Origin of the sequence: Tumebacillus amylolyticus (genome assembly GCF_016722965.1) — a bacterium.
Classification (GTDB): domain Bacteria; phylum Bacillota; class Bacilli; order Tumebacillales; family Tumebacillaceae; genus Tumebacillus; species Tumebacillus amylolyticus.
On sequence record NZ_JAEQNB010000003.1, the window covers coordinates 505056 to 519183 of the forward strand.

19 protein-coding genes and 1 tRNA gene are annotated in these 14128 nt (G+C 56.1%); 5 read left to right on the plus strand and 15 right to left on the minus strand.

Annotation, left to right across the window (positions count from 1 at the left end; genetic code table 11):
• Position 1: 1 nt before the first annotated feature.
• Positions 2-1177 (minus strand): FAD-dependent oxidoreductase, encoded by a 1176-nt coding sequence (locus JJB07_RS12390; RefSeq protein WP_201635448.1) that lies wholly within the window; start codon positions 1175-1177, stop codon positions 2-4.
• Between the two features lie 384 nt (positions 1178-1561).
• Here JJB07_RS12390 and JJB07_RS24235 point away from each other — a divergent pair, with 384 nt between their 5' ends.
• Positions 1562-1693 (plus strand): hypothetical protein, encoded by a 132-nt coding sequence (locus JJB07_RS24235; RefSeq protein ID WP_283809111.1) that lies wholly within the window; start codon positions 1562-1564, stop codon positions 1691-1693.
• A 118-nt stretch (positions 1694-1811) separates the two neighbouring features.
• Here JJB07_RS24235 and JJB07_RS12395 read toward each other — a convergent pair.
• Positions 1812-1908: transfer RNA gene (locus JJB07_RS12395), tRNA-Sec, on the minus strand.
• A 159-nt stretch (positions 1909-2067) separates the two neighbouring features.
• Between JJB07_RS12395 and JJB07_RS12400 the strand changes: the two genes are divergently transcribed.
• Positions 2068-2406, plus strand: a complete 339-nt coding sequence (locus tag JJB07_RS12400; protein WP_201635450.1) for a hypothetical protein — start codon at positions 2068-2070, stop codon at positions 2404-2406.
• Positions 2407-2488: 82 nt separating this feature from the next.
• On the opposite strand, the gene JJB07_RS12405 is transcribed toward JJB07_RS12400, so the two are convergent.
• Both JJB07_RS12405 and JJB07_RS12410 read right to left on the minus strand, forming a co-directional pair.
• Positions 2489-3178 carry a TerC family protein gene (locus JJB07_RS12405; RefSeq protein WP_201635452.1) on the minus strand — a complete coding sequence of 230 codons (690 nt, stop codon included), beginning with the start codon at positions 3176-3178 and terminating at the stop codon, positions 2489-2491.
• A gap of 111 nt (positions 3179-3289) precedes the next feature.
• Complete coding sequence (locus tag JJB07_RS12410; protein ID WP_201635454.1) at positions 3290-3472, minus strand: hypothetical protein; 183 nt, start codon at positions 3470-3472, stop codon at positions 3290-3292.
• Positions 3473-3574: 102 nt separating this feature from the next.
• On the opposite strand from JJB07_RS12410, the gene phnD reads away from it, so the two are divergent.
• The 3 genes from phnD to JJB07_RS12425 are packed head-to-tail and all read left to right on the plus strand — an operon-like array spanning position 3575 to position 5682.
• On the plus strand, positions 3575-4486 hold the full coding sequence (gene phnD / locus JJB07_RS12415; protein WP_201635456.1) for a phosphate/phosphite/phosphonate ABC transporter substrate-binding protein: 912 nt from the start codon (positions 3575-3577) through the stop codon (positions 4484-4486).
• Positions 4487-4497: 11 nt separating this feature from the next.
• Complete coding sequence (gene phnE / locus JJB07_RS12420) at positions 4498-5268, plus strand: phosphonate ABC transporter, permease protein PhnE (RefSeq protein ID WP_201635458.1); 771 nt, start codon at positions 4498-4500, stop codon at positions 5266-5268.
• A 15-nt stretch (positions 5269-5283) separates the two neighbouring features.
• Entirely contained in the window at positions 5284-5682 is a 399-nt protein-coding gene (locus tag JJB07_RS12425; protein ID WP_201635460.1) for a DUF2203 domain-containing protein, read from the plus strand.
• Between the two features lie 62 nt (positions 5683-5744).
• On the opposite strand, the gene JJB07_RS12430 is transcribed toward JJB07_RS12425, so the two are convergent.
• The 11 genes from JJB07_RS12430 to JJB07_RS12480 all read right to left on the minus strand — a co-directional run bounded on the left by JJB07_RS12430 (position 5745) and on the right by JJB07_RS12480 (position 14127).
• The gene (locus tag JJB07_RS12430) at positions 5745-6227 is read right to left on the minus strand and encodes an acyl-CoA thioesterase (RefSeq protein WP_201635462.1); all 483 of its coding nucleotides are present in this window, start codon (positions 6225-6227) and stop codon (positions 5745-5747) included.
• The gene (locus tag JJB07_RS12435; protein WP_201635464.1) at positions 6227-7435 is read right to left on the minus strand and encodes a beta-ketoacyl-ACP synthase II; all 1209 of its coding nucleotides are present in this window, start codon (positions 7433-7435) and stop codon (positions 6227-6229) included. Before JJB07_RS12435 ends, JJB07_RS12430 begins: the two co-directional genes overlap by 1 nt.
• 18 nt (positions 7436-7453) lie before the next feature.
• Positions 7454-7711 (minus strand): phosphopantetheine-binding protein, encoded by a 258-nt coding sequence (locus JJB07_RS12440; RefSeq protein WP_201635466.1) that lies wholly within the window; start codon positions 7709-7711, stop codon positions 7454-7456.
• A gap of 14 nt (positions 7712-7725) precedes the next feature.
• Positions 7726-7986, minus strand: coding sequence for a phosphopantetheine-binding protein (locus JJB07_RS12445; protein WP_201635468.1), 261 nt, complete (start codon positions 7984-7986; stop codon positions 7726-7728).
• A gap of 31 nt (positions 7987-8017) precedes the next feature.
• On the minus strand, positions 8018-8764 hold the full coding sequence (locus JJB07_RS12450; protein ID WP_201635470.1) for a 3-oxoacyl-ACP reductase FabG: 747 nt from the start codon (positions 8762-8764) through the stop codon (positions 8018-8020).
• A 13-nt stretch (positions 8765-8777) separates the two neighbouring features.
• Positions 8778-9914 (minus strand): beta-ketoacyl-[acyl-carrier-protein] synthase family protein, encoded by a 1137-nt coding sequence (locus JJB07_RS12455; protein ID WP_201635472.1) that lies wholly within the window; start codon positions 9912-9914, stop codon positions 8778-8780.
• Positions 9911-10336 carry a 3-hydroxyacyl-ACP dehydratase FabZ gene (gene fabZ / locus JJB07_RS12460; RefSeq protein WP_201635474.1) on the minus strand — a complete coding sequence of 142 codons (426 nt, stop codon included), beginning with the start codon at positions 10334-10336 and terminating at the stop codon, positions 9911-9913. The genes JJB07_RS12455 and fabZ overlap by 4 nt, the downstream gene beginning before the upstream one ends.
• 216 nt (positions 10337-10552) lie before the next feature.
• Entirely contained in the window at positions 10553-10798 is a 246-nt protein-coding gene (locus tag JJB07_RS12465; RefSeq protein WP_201635476.1) for a hypothetical protein, read from the minus strand.
• A gap of 78 nt (positions 10799-10876) precedes the next feature.
• On the minus strand, positions 10877-11326 hold the full coding sequence (gene dtd / locus JJB07_RS12470) for a D-aminoacyl-tRNA deacylase (RefSeq protein WP_201635478.1): 450 nt from the start codon (positions 11324-11326) through the stop codon (positions 10877-10879).
• A 13-nt stretch (positions 11327-11339) separates the two neighbouring features.
• Complete coding sequence (locus JJB07_RS12475) at positions 11340-13580, minus strand: RelA/SpoT family protein (RefSeq protein WP_201635582.1); 2241 nt, start codon at positions 13578-13580, stop codon at positions 11340-11342.
• A gap of 34 nt (positions 13581-13614) precedes the next feature.
• Positions 13615-14127 carry an adenine phosphoribosyltransferase gene (locus JJB07_RS12480; protein WP_201635481.1) on the minus strand — a complete coding sequence of 171 codons (513 nt, stop codon included), beginning with the start codon at positions 14125-14127 and terminating at the stop codon, positions 13615-13617.
• Position 14128 lies beyond the last annotated feature (1 nt).

Consider the following 14128-nt stretch of genomic DNA (forward strand, 5'->3'; position numbering starts at 1 on the left):
TCTATCCTTCAATTTCAGGATGCTCATGCAATTGGTGCATCAGTTCTTTCAAGTTGGATGCGGCGTTGTCGGAGAAGCACAGTTTGAGATTGTCGTACGAGTCTTCGGCGGATGGCTTGGAATAAGAGTACATCTTCTCTTCGTAGGCCTGGACCGCTTTGTTGAGATCGGCATGCCCCACAATGGACAACGCCAGCTCCGCAGCATCCAACATCGCCAAGTTTGCGCCTTCTCCCGCAAAGGGAGACATTAGATGCGCGGCATCGCCGATCAGCGTGACACCCGGTTTGTGCTCCCACGTAAGACCGACGGGCAACATGTAGATGCGTCTCGGCAAGATCGCCCCGTCCGCTTGGCGGATGTATTCTCGCAACGACTCGTCCCAATCGCTGAACATCATGAGCAGTTGCCGTTGCGCCTCTTCCGGTTGATCGAACGGAATGCCGCATGTATCCAACCAGTCCCGCTCTGCTTCAAAACTCGCATACACCCGAATGCCGCCGTCTCCATTCAACTGCGCGAGGATCCCTTTGTGGTCACCAAGTGCGAACAATTTGCCACGACCGTTGAAAGCGGCGAGATCAGGATGCGAGACGGCGGCGTCCCGGACGTTGAGTTCCACCATGCTAAGTCCAGTATACGCAGGCACAGCATCTGTGAGCAACGGACGGATCCGGGAGAAAGCCCCGTCGGCGCCGACGACCAGATCGACGGTGTCTGTGTGCCCGTTTTCAAAATGAAGTTCATGCCGACCGTCTTCTCGGGGGATCGCTTGGTGCAACTTGTGCCCCCAACGGATGCACGCGGGGTCAAGGGCGTTTAACAGCAGGTCGCGCAAAGTTCCGCGGTCGATCTCGGGACGACCGCCCTGCTCGTCTTCTGCTTTTTCGTCCATGTAAAGGCAGCCGTTTTTATCGAAGAGACGGAAGTCCTCTCCCTCGTAACGAGCGATGGCTTGGAATTGGTCGTACAAACCGGCCGCTTGCAAGGCTTTCTGTCCAGATTCGGGATGGAGGTCTAGGGAACCGCCCTGATCGCGGCTGGTACGGGAGGGTTCGCTTTCGTAGACGACCGGTTTAACGCCGTGGCGTTGGAGGATCAGGGCCAACGTGAGCCCGCCGGGACCTGCTCCGACGATGGCGATGCGCGGTTGGTTTTTATCAAATGAAGTTGACATAGGATCATCACCTCGGTAGGGGATTTTTGATCTTGCTTGATTGAAGGATATCATAACGAACACCGTTCGTAAAGTACAGTGTTCGTTATTGGTATTCTTTGGCTTGACCCATAAAAAAAGAGCCCACGAAATGTTCGTGAGCCCTTGCTGCATTTCACTTTGGCGGGAGTGCGTGGGAATCGAACCCACCCAGACTACACCATAGCCCGCACTCGGTTTTGAAGACCGGGAAGCGAAGAAGATGCTTTTGTTCACCGTAGAATTTACCTTGATTCAAAACCACAATTTGTTACATACGTTCGTTTTCATAAGCATTTTTATAATTTACAAATACAATAATTATTATATAATCACTTCACACCCAAGTTCAAAGGAGGTTGTCGTATGAAAAAAGCTCTCGTTTTGATGGGTCTTGTCACGATTCTTTCCGTTTTGATTGTTGGTGTAGCCTCTGCAACGATCACGTCCAAGTCGGAGGAATGTCCTTATAACAATCAGTATCACGGTTGCGAATAATTTGGATGCGGTACGAGAAGAGACCACTCGAAGTGGTCTCTTTTTTGCGTAAAACCAGTTTGCTGAACCCACAATGCAACAAAAAAGAGCCCGCGAAACCTCGCGAGCCCTTGCTATTTGGCGGGAGTGCGTGGGAATCGAACCCACCCAGGCTACACCATAGCCCGCACTCGGTTTTGAAGACCGGGAAGGACACCAGTACCCCATCCACCCCCATGTAGGAGAAAAAATTCAGTACCCTCATTATACCCAAGTTCCTCCTCACTGCAAACCTTTCGCCTCTGGAAATACCAACAAATCGCCCCGACGTGTACAGAAAAACCCAAGTGGCATACTACCCGAAAGCAAACTCAATCAAAAAGGAGGTCGGGCTCATGAAACGCAAATCTCGTCTCAACTCCCCCGTCGGCCTCGCGTTGGCGGTCGCAGGGGTCATGTTGGCACTCTCTCCTGCAACGCGCCAAGCCGCTCGCCGACTGATGTTCAAGGGCACGGCATCTCTGCTCAGCGCCGGTATGACGAAATCGCATTCCACAACCAGCCGCAGTAAATCGGTCACAACATCTCACCACCAACACAACCAAAATTCCAACCACCAACCCGAGCACCTTCCCATGCCAAACGACGGTCTCGGAGACACCGTCGCCGACGCCGCTTGGAAGCAACAACAGCAAACCCAACCCAATTCCGTCACAGACGCGATCATCCACTAAAGCATCCCGCATCACATTCCATAACCCCGAGCATCCCAACGAAAAAAAGCCACTGCCCCCTCCGGGCAAGTGGCTCTTTTCCCTACACCCGCCCCAATTTGCGGATGACCTTGATCTCCCGACTTGCCCGAATCCGTCCAACCAACAACACAAACCCCGAAACCAACCACGGGAACAGCCAACTCGTGCCGGGGAAAAACACCTTGAAAAAGTCCCCCAGCACCCGATCTTGCAGAATCATCTCCCCTGCCGTGTACCCGAGCAACATCGCGCCGGCCCATACGATCAGCGGGAACTTGTGCATCAGCTTCGCGAGCACATTCGCCCCCCAGATGATCAGCGGAATCGAAATGGCAAGCCCGATCCCGATCAGCGGCAAATTTCCCTGCGCCGTCGCAGCTACGGCGACCGTGTTGTCCAAACTCATCACCACGTCCGCCACGATGATCGTCCACACCGCCCGCCAGAGGTTGTCGTGCTGACGAATTCCGCCGCCCTCGTCCTCCCCTTGGAGAAGTTTCAGCGCAATCCAGATCAACAGAAAACCGCCGACCGCCTGCAGCAGCGGCACTTCCAACAACCGAATCGCCACGAACGTCAGCAAGATCATACAAACCACAGCCCCGAGACTTCCCCACAGAAACGCCGTGCGACGCTGTTTGTCCGGCAAGTTGCGGCAAGCCAACGCAATAACCACCGCGTTGTCTCCGGAGAGCACCAAGTTGATCAAGATAATCTTGAAGAGAATGATCGCATAGAGAGTGGTCGCCATGCGTTGCACCTCCTGTCCGCTATAATACTATGGGGCTTGGCATACCCTATATGCGTGACAGGCGGGCAAAAAAAAGCCGACCCTCCTCGCGGGGGTCGGCTTCTCTCAACGCTATTCGTTGCCTTTGGTCTTGATGTTATGGTGCTTCTTCGGACGAAGCAGGTCAGGTTTGAAAGCTTGTACCATATTGTCCCACAACGTGGTGTCTTCGTCGCCCGCTGTCGTCATGTCGTACGGTACGGCTTCATCGTCACCGATGAAATTCGGGTCGTCGCGGCGTGTGTAGTTCTCCATGGGAATTCCTCCTTTGGTAGTACTAGCTATTCTATTTGCTCCACCAATTAGTTATTCGGTATAATCTGGTTTAGGTATACATAGAGGAGGCACAACGACAACATGAAACTCAAAAAACGCGGGATGCTCGCTCTCTTGCTCACACTCACCCTGTCACTCATCACGGCAGGTTGCGGCCAATCCAACGCTCCCACACCCGCACCATCTACTTCTGAGGGTGTCGCCAAGGAAATTTCCGTCGGGCTCATTCCGGCTGAAGCGAAGGTCTCAGACCAAGCGATGGAGAAGTTCCGTACATACCTCGCGCAACAAACCGGGTCCACGATCAAGATGGGCACCTACCCGGACTACAACGGCGTCGTGGAAGCGATGAACGCCGGCAAATTGGACATGGCGTTCCTCGGTCCGCTGACCTACGTCATCGCCAACCACAAAGGCGGCGCACGCGCCATCGCGGCCAAAACCGCCAAGGGAGTTCCGTACTACTACTCCTACATCCTCGTTCACAAGGATGCTCCGTACAACACGCTCGACGATCTCTTGAAAGACCCGAAAAGCGTCGATTTCGCATTCGGCGACATCAACTCCACCTCCGGTTCCTTGGTGCCGGGCGTCGAATTGAAAAAACGCGGCGTCTTCCGCTCCAAGGACGACTCCGACTTCAAGAGCGTCGTCTACACCGGCGCCCACGACGTCACCGCCCTCTCGATCCAGAACAAAAAAGTCACCGCCGGTGCCATCGACTCTGCGTACTACGACAAACTGGTCGAGCAGAAAAAAGTCGACGAAACGCAATTCAAGAAGATCTGGCAATCGGACAAGCTGTTCCAATACCCGTTTGCCGTCTCCAAATCGGTCAACGACGCGACTGCGCAAAAGCTCCAAGACGCGCTCGTCAACATGAAGGACAAGGAAATTCTCGACGCGTTCGCAGCCGACGGTTTCGTCAAAGCAGAAGACAAGGACTACGCTGCCATTCGCTCCGTTGCGGAAGCAGACGGTCGTTTGAAGTAAGGTGACTCCGCATGTCTTCTAAACCCTCCTCGCGAGGTTGGCGCTGGTTGCTCTGGCCCGCCCTGCTCGCGTTGCTGATCTGGAGCATGATCGCGACGGGAACCGACCTCTCCCAGTTGCTGAACCTCGGGAGCACGTTTTCCTTCATCCGCGAGAACTGGTTGCCTCCGAACTGGTCGGTATTGGGCAAAGCACTGTCCAATTCTTGGCTTACGCTTCAGATTGCGTTCGTCGGCACCACGTTCGGCTTGTTGATCGGGCTGCTGCTCAGTTTCATCGCCGCACGCACGACGCCGGTACCACGCTTCGTCCACACCGGGTTGCGGACGCTTCTCAGCTTCATCCGATCGGTGCCGGAGATCGTCTGGGGCTTGCTGTTCGTCCCGACATTCGGGCTCGGGCCGTTTGCGGGGGTCGCCGCGATATGGTTGCACAATATCGGCGTGCTCGGGAAGTTGATCGCCGAGCTGATCGAAGCGTCGGACAAAGGTCCGCAAGAAGCGATCATCGCGACGGGCGGCAACCGACTTCATGTGTTGCGGTTCGCAGTGTTGCCCGATATCTTGCCGAACATCTACTCGCAGTATTTTTATCGATTGGAAGTCGCAATCCGCACGTCGCTGGTGCTCGGGTTCATCGGCGCGGGCGGTCTTGGGAACATGCTGTTTCTCGATTTTAAAGTGTTCGACTACCAAGCCGTCGCGGTGGAAGTGCTCGTCATCATGTTGCTGGTCATCATCATCGACACGCTCGGCGGGTATGTCCGAAAACGTACCATCTGACGGGAGGCGAGAACCTTGGGGAAGAAATACTTCACCTTGGCCGAGGCCAATGCCCTCGTGCCGCGTTTGGAACATATGCTCAACCAACTGCAAACGCAAAAACGTGACCTGCAAATCAAATACCAAAAACTGCAAGAGACCAAAAACGCCCTCACCAATGCCACCGCTCTTGCAGCCGACTACTTTTTCCAAGAAGAAGCCGAGTTGGAATTCCTCATGTGGAGCGCCAATTCGATGCTTCAACAAATTTTGGACACCGGCGTGGAAGTCAAGGACATCGACACCGGGCTCTGTGATTTCTACTCGTACCAAGGCGGTCAGGAGATCTACCTCTGCTGGCGGCAGGGCGAACCTGAGATCACACATTGGCACGGCATCTACGAAGGCTTCATCGGGCGCAAGAAATTGGACTAACAAAAAAACACCCTGCTCTCTACGGAGAACAGGGTGTTTTTTTTTGAAAGAGGACCGTCCCGCTATCGGCGTGACGGTTTTTTCTCATCCGGCGCAAAGTAGTGCGGATACTGCTCGACGGCGCGGCCCGTTTTGGCAAGCCAGGCGTCCGGCCATTGGATCTGCAACCGTCGGGTCTCGACAGACATCACCGCATGGTCGGTGCGGGCGCGCATGATCAGTTTGCCCGTGGTCCGGTCGTACACGCGGTACTTGAACGAGACCATCACTTTTTCTTGCAAGATGTAATGCATGACGATCAAAATGTCCGACTCAAGCGTTGCAGGTTCCACATAATCCAGTTGCGCCCGCACGACGGGGAGCGCGAAACCCAGTTCGTTGAACCCTGTCGGCGTGAGGTCGAGCACATCGCGGGCAAACGCCCAGCGGCACGCCTCCAGCCATTGCAGGTACATGCTGTGGTGGACGACTTGCATCGAATCCACTTCATGAAAGCGAACGACCAAGGGATGATGGAACCCGCTCTCAACGGGCTTTTGACTCATTAGGCTTCGTACGCTCCGACCACGACGGACGCCGTGTTGCCGCCGAATGCGAACGAGTTGGAGAGAATCGTCTTGACCGCTTGGTGACGGACTTCGTTCGGGACGAAGTCAAAGCCTTCCTCGAGCGGTTTCGACGAGTTGATCGTCGCCGGGAGGAAGTGGTGGTACAGCGCGAGAACCGAGGTCACGAATTCAACCGCACCCGCCGTGCCAAGCGTGTGGCCGAGCTGGGATTTGGACGAAGAGATCGGCACTTGCTTCGCGCGCTCCCCGAACACTTCTTGGATCGCATGCAACTCCATCGAATCGTTGTACGGCGTACCGGTGCCGTGTGCGTTGATGTAGTCGATGTCTTCCGGGCTCAACCCTGCATCGCGCAGAGCTGCCAGCATCGAACGAATCGCGCCGCCGCCCTTCGGGTCCGGCGAAGTGGCATGGTACGCATCGTTGGAGATGCCGTAGCCGAGCACTTCAGCGTAGATGCGAGCGCCGCGAGCCAGCGCGTGTTCCAGTTCTTCGACGATGACGATCGCCGATGCTTCGCCCAGCGTCAGACCGTCGCGGTCTTCGTTGAACGGACGGCAGGTCGATTTGGACAGAGATTTCAGAACGGTGAAACCGCTGAACGAAATCGCCGAGTACGGGTCGACGCCGCCTGCGATCATCACGTCCGCTTTGCCGTCACGGATATAGTCGGTCGCGCAACCGATGGCGTTCCCGCCTGCTGCACACGCCGTTACGACTGTGGACAGCGGACCGCGCACATCGAATTCCTTCGCCACGTTGCCGGCGATCGCCGACGTCGGGACGTTGAGGATGTATTCGTGACGAGCGACGCCGGTCGCTTTTTTCTCCCGATAAAAACGCTCGCGGGCGTTGACGCCGCCAAGCGACGTCGCGATGGAGACGCCCGTGCGGAAACGGTTCAGTTGCGCAGACGACAAGCCTGCATCTTCCACCGCCATTTTCGCAGCGGCGACTGCCGTTTGGGTGGTTTCGTCGTACGAACTCCACTCCGTCACGTCAAACTTCTCCGGTGAGAAGCCTTTGATTTCAGCCCCCGATTGGAACGGATAACGCTCGATCTCCACGAGGGACTTGAGCGGCGCGGTACCGCAACGGCCGGTCAGGAGGCCGTCGAGGAACTCTTCCTTGCCGTTGCCGATGGCGGACAGGACGCCGATCCCGGTGATCACAATTCGTCTCACTCTCTGCACCCCCTGGTTTTACTGTTCCGAACGGTTCGCTCGGATGAACTCGCAAATGCGGTCGACCGATTGGAAAATGTCCATGTCGTCGTCGCCGATGGTCACTTCAAATTGCTTGCCGATCGCGATGACCAATTCCAGCGCGTCGATGGAGTCGAGGCCCAGACCTTCGCCGAACAGCGGGGCTGCGTTTTCGATCTCGTCGGCCGTCACGTCGAGGTCCAGACGCGCGATGATGCATTCTTTGACTTGCGTTTCGAGGGTTGCCGTCGTCATGGTTGGTGCCTCCCTTACAGTTCCGGGCGAGCGGAACGGATGAATTCGCAGATGCGGTTTACCGATTGGAAAATGTCCATGTCATCGTCGCCGATGGTTACTTCGAATTGCTTGCCGATCGCGATGACCAGTTCCAGTGCGTCGATGGAGTCGAGGCCCAGACCTTCGCCGAACAGCGGGGCTGCGTCTTCGATCTCTTCCACGGTGACGTCAAGGTCCAAGCGGTCGATGATGCATTGCTTGACTTGTTGTTCGAGGGTTTTCGTCGTTTCCATTGTGGTAGTGCCTCCTTGGGAGATGCAAAGTTTAGACGGACAGGCCGCCGTCGATGGCGATGATTTGGCCGGTGATGTACTGGCCTTGATCCGATGCGAGGAATACCGCCATGTTGGCGATGTCTTCCGGCTTGCCGAATTTTTTCAGCGGGATCATGTCGTAGTATTCTTTGGTTTTCTTCTCGGAGAAGATCGCCGTCATATCCGTTTCGATGAAGCCCGGTGCCAAGGCGTTGACGGTGATGCCAAACCCGGCAAGTTCTTTGGAGAGGACGCGGGTCAGACCGTTCAGGCCCGCTTTGGTGGTCGCGTACGCCGCTTGGCCGGGAATGCCGGAGAGCGAGGCGACGGAGGAGATGTTGACGATGCGGCCGCATTTTTTCTCAATCATCGGACGCAGGGACGCTTTGATGCAGTTGTAGACGCCCGTCAAGTTGACGTTGAGCGACTGCTCCCACTCGTCCGGTTTGGTCATCATCAAGAATTTCGGCAACAGGATGCCGGCGTTGTTGACGAGGATGTCGATGCCGCCGAAGCGTTCGACCGTTGCCTTCGCCATCGCTTCCATCGCTTCTCTGTCATCGACAGACGCTTGGAAGAGCAGGACGTTGGTCAAGCCTTTGGATGCAAGCAACTCTTTGACTTCTTCCGCCGCTTCGGTGCCGCTGCGGTAGTTGATGACCACGTTGGCGCCCGCTTCCGCCATCGAGATGGCGATTTGCCGCCCGATGCCGCGGGACGATCCGGTGATGATCGCCGTTTTGCCTTGAAGCAACATGTGTACGCCTCCTCTATGCTCTCTTCAACACGACGGAGACTTGGTTCCCGCCGATTTCCACGCCGTTGACCAGTACGTGGGTCAACGCTTTTTCCCCGCTCGGGAGGGATTGCTTGTCCAAGAACAGAGCCCCTGCAACCGTTGCAATCGCGTGGGAAGCGCCGAACGTTTCGCCGATCTGGTCTTTCAGGTTCAACTGCGGGATGTTCGCCGCCGCCTCTCCGAAGACCGTCTGGATCGCGGTTGCTTCCGCCGTGTCGAACGATTGGTTGCCATTCGCTGCGACGAGGATCAAGTCGATGTCGGACGGCGCGAGGCCCGCTTCGGTCAGCGCTTGGTTCATCGCGTAGGCGAACGATTCGCCGGAGGTGTCCGCTTTGGTAAATTCTTGGCTCAAGTTCGGATCACAAGCGATGCCGTAGGAGAGCACTTCTGCGTAGAGGTGCGCGCCGCGAGCTTGTGCCGATTCCAACGTCTCCATGAACATGCCGCCGATGCCTTCGCCGAGACGCATGCCAACTCCATGCTCGTCGATCACCGCCATGTCCGCGACGGCGTATGCTTTGGCCGCGTTCGCGTGCATTTCGTCCACGCCGCCTGCGATCAATTGCTCAACACGACCGGAACGGATCAGGTCGAGGCCGTACGTGATGCCCGGAATCCCGGTCAACGTCGTGGTCGGGCCTTTGGTCTGGAAGCGAATCGCAACTTGACCTTGAGCCGCGTTCAGGACGGTGTTCGGGAACACGAGCGGAGATGCTTCCGCCGGGCCGACATCGATGATCTGTTGCGTGAACACGTTCGTGGAATGCCACGAGCCAAACGACGTATTCAAGATCAGGCCGACGCTCTCGCCGACTTCCGCCAATTGCTCGCGGGTCAAGCCTGCGTCCTCGACGACCAATTGCACACCTGCAATGTTTAACTTGGTAAAGCGGTCCATGCGTCGAACGGCGCTTTTTTCCAAAACTCCGGTGAACGCTTCGTCGGCCACTTCCCCTGCATACACGTCTTCGCCTTCTTCGGTGGTGAAACGAGTAACTTTCGAAATCCCGCTGGAACCGGTGTTGAGGCCATCGAGGAATGCTTCCTTGCCCGTCCCGATGGAAGAGACCACTCCGAGGCCGGTGAGAACAACCCGCTTGCTCATTCTGCTAACGCCTCCTCAAATTCCATGTAATACGTGATCTGCGCACGAGCGACTTCTTTGCCGTCAACGCGTGCGGTGACCTGCACTTTTGCGAAAGCTCCTGCTTTTTGGAGATTGATCGCCTCGGTAACCAACTGGTCGCCGGGGCGCACAAACCCGAGGAATTTCACTTTGTCGATGCCGGCGATGTAGCCGTTTTTCGCCTTCGGATACATCATCGCCCCTGCTTGTGACATGGCTTCGATGATCAACACCCCCGGCATGACCGGGTTGTTCGGAAAATGGCCCATGAAAAACGCTTCGTTGATCGTCACGTTTTTGTACGCAACCGCACGTTGCAACGGTTCCACTTCCAACACGCGGTCCACCAACAGGAACGGATATCGTTGGTTGATGCGCTCTTGAATTTCCAAGATGTCCATCGTTTCACCCTTCCCCCAAGTAGAGCTATGTACTTTACATTTGAGTATACCAAACGCAAACTACATTTAATTTACATGACTGCTGAATACAATTATCCGAGGATTATCAACCAATGTCAATGCAGATGGATTAAACATTAACTAGACTAACTTGGTAATGAGAAAGAAACTAAAAAACACCTCGTTCGCAATTGCGAACGAGGTGTCGGGTAAAAATCAGGAGCCTTGGATGGCTTTCAGTTTGACCTTGGTGATGCGTCCCAAGGGGATCTTGATCTGAGAAACTCGGTAGCCTTCGTGTTTGAGTTCTTCAACATACAGGTGTCGGAAGTACACGAAGTTGAGTTCAAGCGTGTCTTTTCGGCCCTCCACGATCTCCAGTAGGGCGGCGCGAATCTCGTCGTCGAGGAACAGTTCCAGTTTGACTTCTCGAATCCGGGTCTTGCCCACACCTTCCGCCATTCGCCGCACCTCCCTCTCTTGTTACTCCTACTCCGAGGGGACAAAAAAAAGACCGCGTGGAAGTCGCGGTCTTCTTTTCTAAAACGTGCGTTTGGATTCCAGCAGCAGCGTCACCGGGCCGTCGTTGATCAGTTCGACGTCCATCATGGCGCCGAATACGCCGGTCTCGACACGTACTCCAAGGCTTCGTGCGCGCTCGTTGAAGTATTCGTACAGTTCTTTCGCTGCGTCGGGCTTGGCGGCGTCCATGAAGTTCGGGCGGCGGCCCTTGCGGCAGTCTCCGTAGAGGGTGAACTGCGAAACGGAGAGCAACTCTCCGCCGACATCGAGCAAGGAGTGGTTCATCTTGCCCGACTCGTCTTCGAAGACGCGGAGGTTGAGCACCTTGTCCACGAGATAGTCGGCGTCCTCACGGGTGTCTTCGTGGGTAACGCCAACGAGGAGCACGAAGCCGTGTTTGATCTCGCCGGTTACAACTCCGTCAACCGTGACGCGGCCGGAACGGGCTCGTTGTACTACGATTCTCATCCTGTGTTGCTCCTTATTGCATGATCCGACGAACGGCGTAGATGTCCTTCACGCGCTTGATCTTCTCGACGACCGTGTGCAGATGGTCGACGTTGCGGATGTTGATCGAGAGCAGAATGGTCGCCATCTTGCGCTTGTCGGCACGGGCGGACACGGCGGTGATGTCGGTCTTGGTATCGGAGACCGACATCATGACTTCGGTCATCAGACCTCGGCGGTCGAGGCCGGTGACCTCGATCTCGACGTTGTACTGCGCGGTGTTGTCCATGTCCCACTCGACTTCGATCAAGCGGTTCTCTTCGTCCGCCATCACCGCTTCGAGGTTCGGGCAGTTGTTGCGGTGAATCGACACACCGCGCCCACGCGTGACAAAGCCCTTGATGTCATCACCGGGAACCGGGTTGCAGCAACGGGAGAAGCGGACCAGCATGTTGTCGATGCCCTTGACGCGGACGCCGAGCTTGCTTTTTTTCTGCTTCTTGGGTTCCTGCTTGACTTCGGGAAGCTTCACCAAATCGACGGGCGGTGCATCCTTTTTGATCTTGTCGACCAAGCGGGTGATGACTTGGTGGGCGGAGAAACCTCCGTAGCCGACCGCTGCCATCATGTCGTCGATCTTGGTGAAGTTGAACTTGAGCGCGATCTCCTCCAAGTTCTTGTCAGACATGTACGAGGTGTCGATGCCGTGCTTTTTGACTTCACGTTCAATCGACTCGCGGCCTTTGGAGACGTTCTCTTCGCGTTTCTCGCGTTTGAACCATTGGCGGATCTTCGACTTCGCTTGCGAGGACTTGACGACTTTGATCCAGTCCTGCGACGGGCCGTAGGAGTGCTTGGACGTCATCACTTCTACGATGTCGCCCGTTTTGAGCTTGTAGTCGAGCGGAACGATCTTGCCGTTGACTTTGGCTCCGATCGTCCGGTTGCCGATGTCGGTATGGATGCGGTACGAGAAGTCGATCGGCACGGAGCCGGCGGGCAAGTTGATGACGTCGCCCTTGGGCGTGAAGACGAAGACCTCGTCGGCGAACAAGTCGAATTTCAGGGTCTCCATGAACTCTTGCGCGTCCTTGAAGTCCTGTTGCCATTCGAGAATTTCGCGGAACCAAGCCAGTTTCTGCGTGAACGAGGCGTCCTTGACTCCGGGTTGAGCGGAGGCAGAGCCTTCCTTGTCCTTGGTGTCCTTGCCGTTGGCTTTCTCAGCGCCTTCCTTGTAGAGCCAGTGCGCCGCGATGCCGTACTCGGCGGTGCGGTGCATCTCCCAGGTGCGAATCTGAATCTCCAAGGGTTCGCCGCGCGGGCCGACGACGGTGGTGTGCAGAGACTGGTACATGTTCGCCTTGGGCATGGCGATGTAGTCCTTGAAGCGGCCCGGCATCGGTTTCCACATCGTGTGGACGATGCCGAGGATCGCATAGCAGTCCTTGATGTTGTTGACGATGATGCGCACCGCAAGCAGGTCGTAGATTTCGTTGAACTGCTTGTTGTAGTTCGTCATCTTGCGGTAGATCGAGTAGAGATGTTTCGCACGCCCGGAGAGATCGGCTTTGATGTCGAGCTCGCCCATTTTTTCCTTGACGGCGTCGATGACTTCTTGCACGTAATCTTCGCGCTCACGGCGTTTTTTCGCCATGAGGTTGACGATGCGGTAGTACTGCTGCGGGTTCATATAGCGAAGCGAAATGTCCTCAAGCTCCCACTTGATCGTGGAGATCCCCAGACGGTGCGCCAGCGGCGCATAGATCTCCAAGGTCTCGGTCGCGATGCGAACTTGCTTCTCCGTCGGTTGGTGTTTCAGCGTCCGCATGTTGTGCAGGCGGTCCGCCAGTTTGATGAGGATGACGCGGATGTCCTTGGCCATGGCCATGAACATCTTGCGGAGATTTTCCGCTTGCGCCTCTTCCTTGGTTTCAAACTTGATCCGTTCGAGCTTCGTCACTCCATCGACGAGTGCGGCCACCTCAGGCCCAAATTTCTCGGCCATCTGTTGGGAGGTCATGTCGCAATCTTCGACGACGTCGTGCAGAAGTGCTGCAGACAGCGTAACCGCATCCAGTTCGAGACCTGAAAGGATCTCGGCGACAGCAACCGGATGCATGATGTACGGTTCCCCGGAACGGCGGGTCTGGCCCCGATGTGCCAGTTCGGCTACCTCGTACGCGCGGCGAAGCATCGCCACATCGTCCGGGGTGCCGTACCGGCTCACTTTTTCAATCAGGCGCTCAATGCCCACCGGGTCTTTTTTCTCCACCATGTCAGGTTCCGGGGTGCCGGACGTCTCCGGTTTATCAGTACTGAATGAGTGAGAAGACATCATACCCTTCGATCTTCTCCCGACCGTTGAGGTAGGTCAGTTCGATCAAGAAGCAAACCCCGACGACAATACCGCCGAGCTTCTCAACGAGCTGAATCGTGGAACCGATCGTCCCCCCTGTCGCGAGCAGGTCGTCGGCGATGATCACGCGCTGACCCGGTTGGATCGCGTCGGTGTGGATTTCCAGAGAGTCCTTGCCGTATTCCAGCGAGTAGTCTTGGGAGATCGTTTCATGCGGGAGCTTGCCCGGCTTGCGAATCGGCACGAAGCCCGCTTCCATCGCGTACGCCATCGGAGCTGCGAGCAAGAAGCCGCGGGATTCCGGACCTGCGATGATGTCTGCGTTGCGCTCGACGGCGAAGTCTTTGAATTGCTCGATGGCGGCACGGAAAGCCGGGCCGTCCTTGAGCAGGGTGGTGATGTCTTTGAAACGAATACCCGGAGACGGGAAGTCAGGGATTACGCGGATTTTGTCTTTGAAGTTCATG

Excerpts from the sequence above, each read along its gene's own strand:
- JJB07_RS12390 (WP_201635448.1), bottom strand. The coding sequence starts at position 1,177 with ATGTCAACTTCATTTGATAAAAACCAACCGCGCATCGCCATCGTCGGA.
- JJB07_RS24235 (WP_283809111.1), top strand. The coding sequence starts at position 1,562 with ATGAAAAAAGCTCTCGTTTTGATGGGTCTTGTCACGATTCTTTCCGTT.
- JJB07_RS12400 (WP_201635450.1), top strand. The coding sequence starts at position 2,068 with ATGAAACGCAAATCTCGTCTCAACTCCCCCGTCGGCCTCGCGTTGGCG.
- JJB07_RS12405 (WP_201635452.1), bottom strand. The coding sequence starts at position 3,178 with ATGGCGACCACTCTCTATGCGATCATTCTCTTCAAGATTATCTTGATC.
- JJB07_RS12410 (WP_201635454.1), bottom strand. The coding sequence starts at position 3,472 with ATGGAGAACTACACACGCCGCGACGACCCGAATTTCATCGGTGACGAT.
- phnD (WP_201635456.1), top strand. The coding sequence starts at position 3,575 with ATGAAACTCAAAAAACGCGGGATGCTCGCTCTCTTGCTCACACTCACC.
- phnE (WP_201635458.1), top strand. The coding sequence starts at position 4,498 with ATGTCTTCTAAACCCTCCTCGCGAGGTTGGCGCTGGTTGCTCTGGCCC.
- JJB07_RS12430 (WP_201635462.1), bottom strand. The coding sequence starts at position 6,227 with ATGAGTCAAAAGCCCGTTGAGAGCGGGTTCCATCATCCCTTGGTCGTT.
- JJB07_RS12440 (WP_201635466.1), bottom strand. The coding sequence starts at position 7,711 with ATGACGACGGCAACCCTCGAAACGCAAGTCAAAGAATGCATCATCGCG.
- JJB07_RS12445 (WP_201635468.1), bottom strand. The coding sequence starts at position 7,986 with ATGGAAACGACGAAAACCCTCGAACAACAAGTCAAGCAATGCATCATC.
- JJB07_RS12450 (WP_201635470.1), bottom strand. The coding sequence starts at position 8,764 with ATGTTGCTTCAAGGCAAAACGGCGATCATCACCGGATCGTCCCGCGGC.
- JJB07_RS12455 (WP_201635472.1), bottom strand. The coding sequence starts at position 9,914 with ATGAGCAAGCGGGTTGTTCTCACCGGCCTCGGAGTGGTCTCTTCCATC.
- fabZ (WP_201635474.1), bottom strand. The coding sequence starts at position 10,336 with ATGGACATCTTGGAAATTCAAGAGCGCATCAACCAACGATATCCGTTC.
- JJB07_RS12465 (WP_201635476.1), bottom strand. The coding sequence starts at position 10,798 with ATGGCGGAAGGTGTGGGCAAGACCCGGATTCGAGAAGTCAAACTGGAA.
- dtd (WP_201635478.1), bottom strand. The coding sequence starts at position 11,326 with ATGAGAATCGTAGTACAACGAGCCCGTTCCGGCCGCGTCACGGTTGAC.
- JJB07_RS12475 (WP_201635582.1), bottom strand. The coding sequence starts at position 13,580 with ATGGTGGAGAAAAAAGACCCGGTGGGCATTGAGCGCCTGATTGAAAAA.
- JJB07_RS12480 (WP_201635481.1), bottom strand. The coding sequence starts at position 14,127 with ATGAACTTCAAAGACAAAATCCGCGTAATCCCTGACTTCCCGTCTCCG.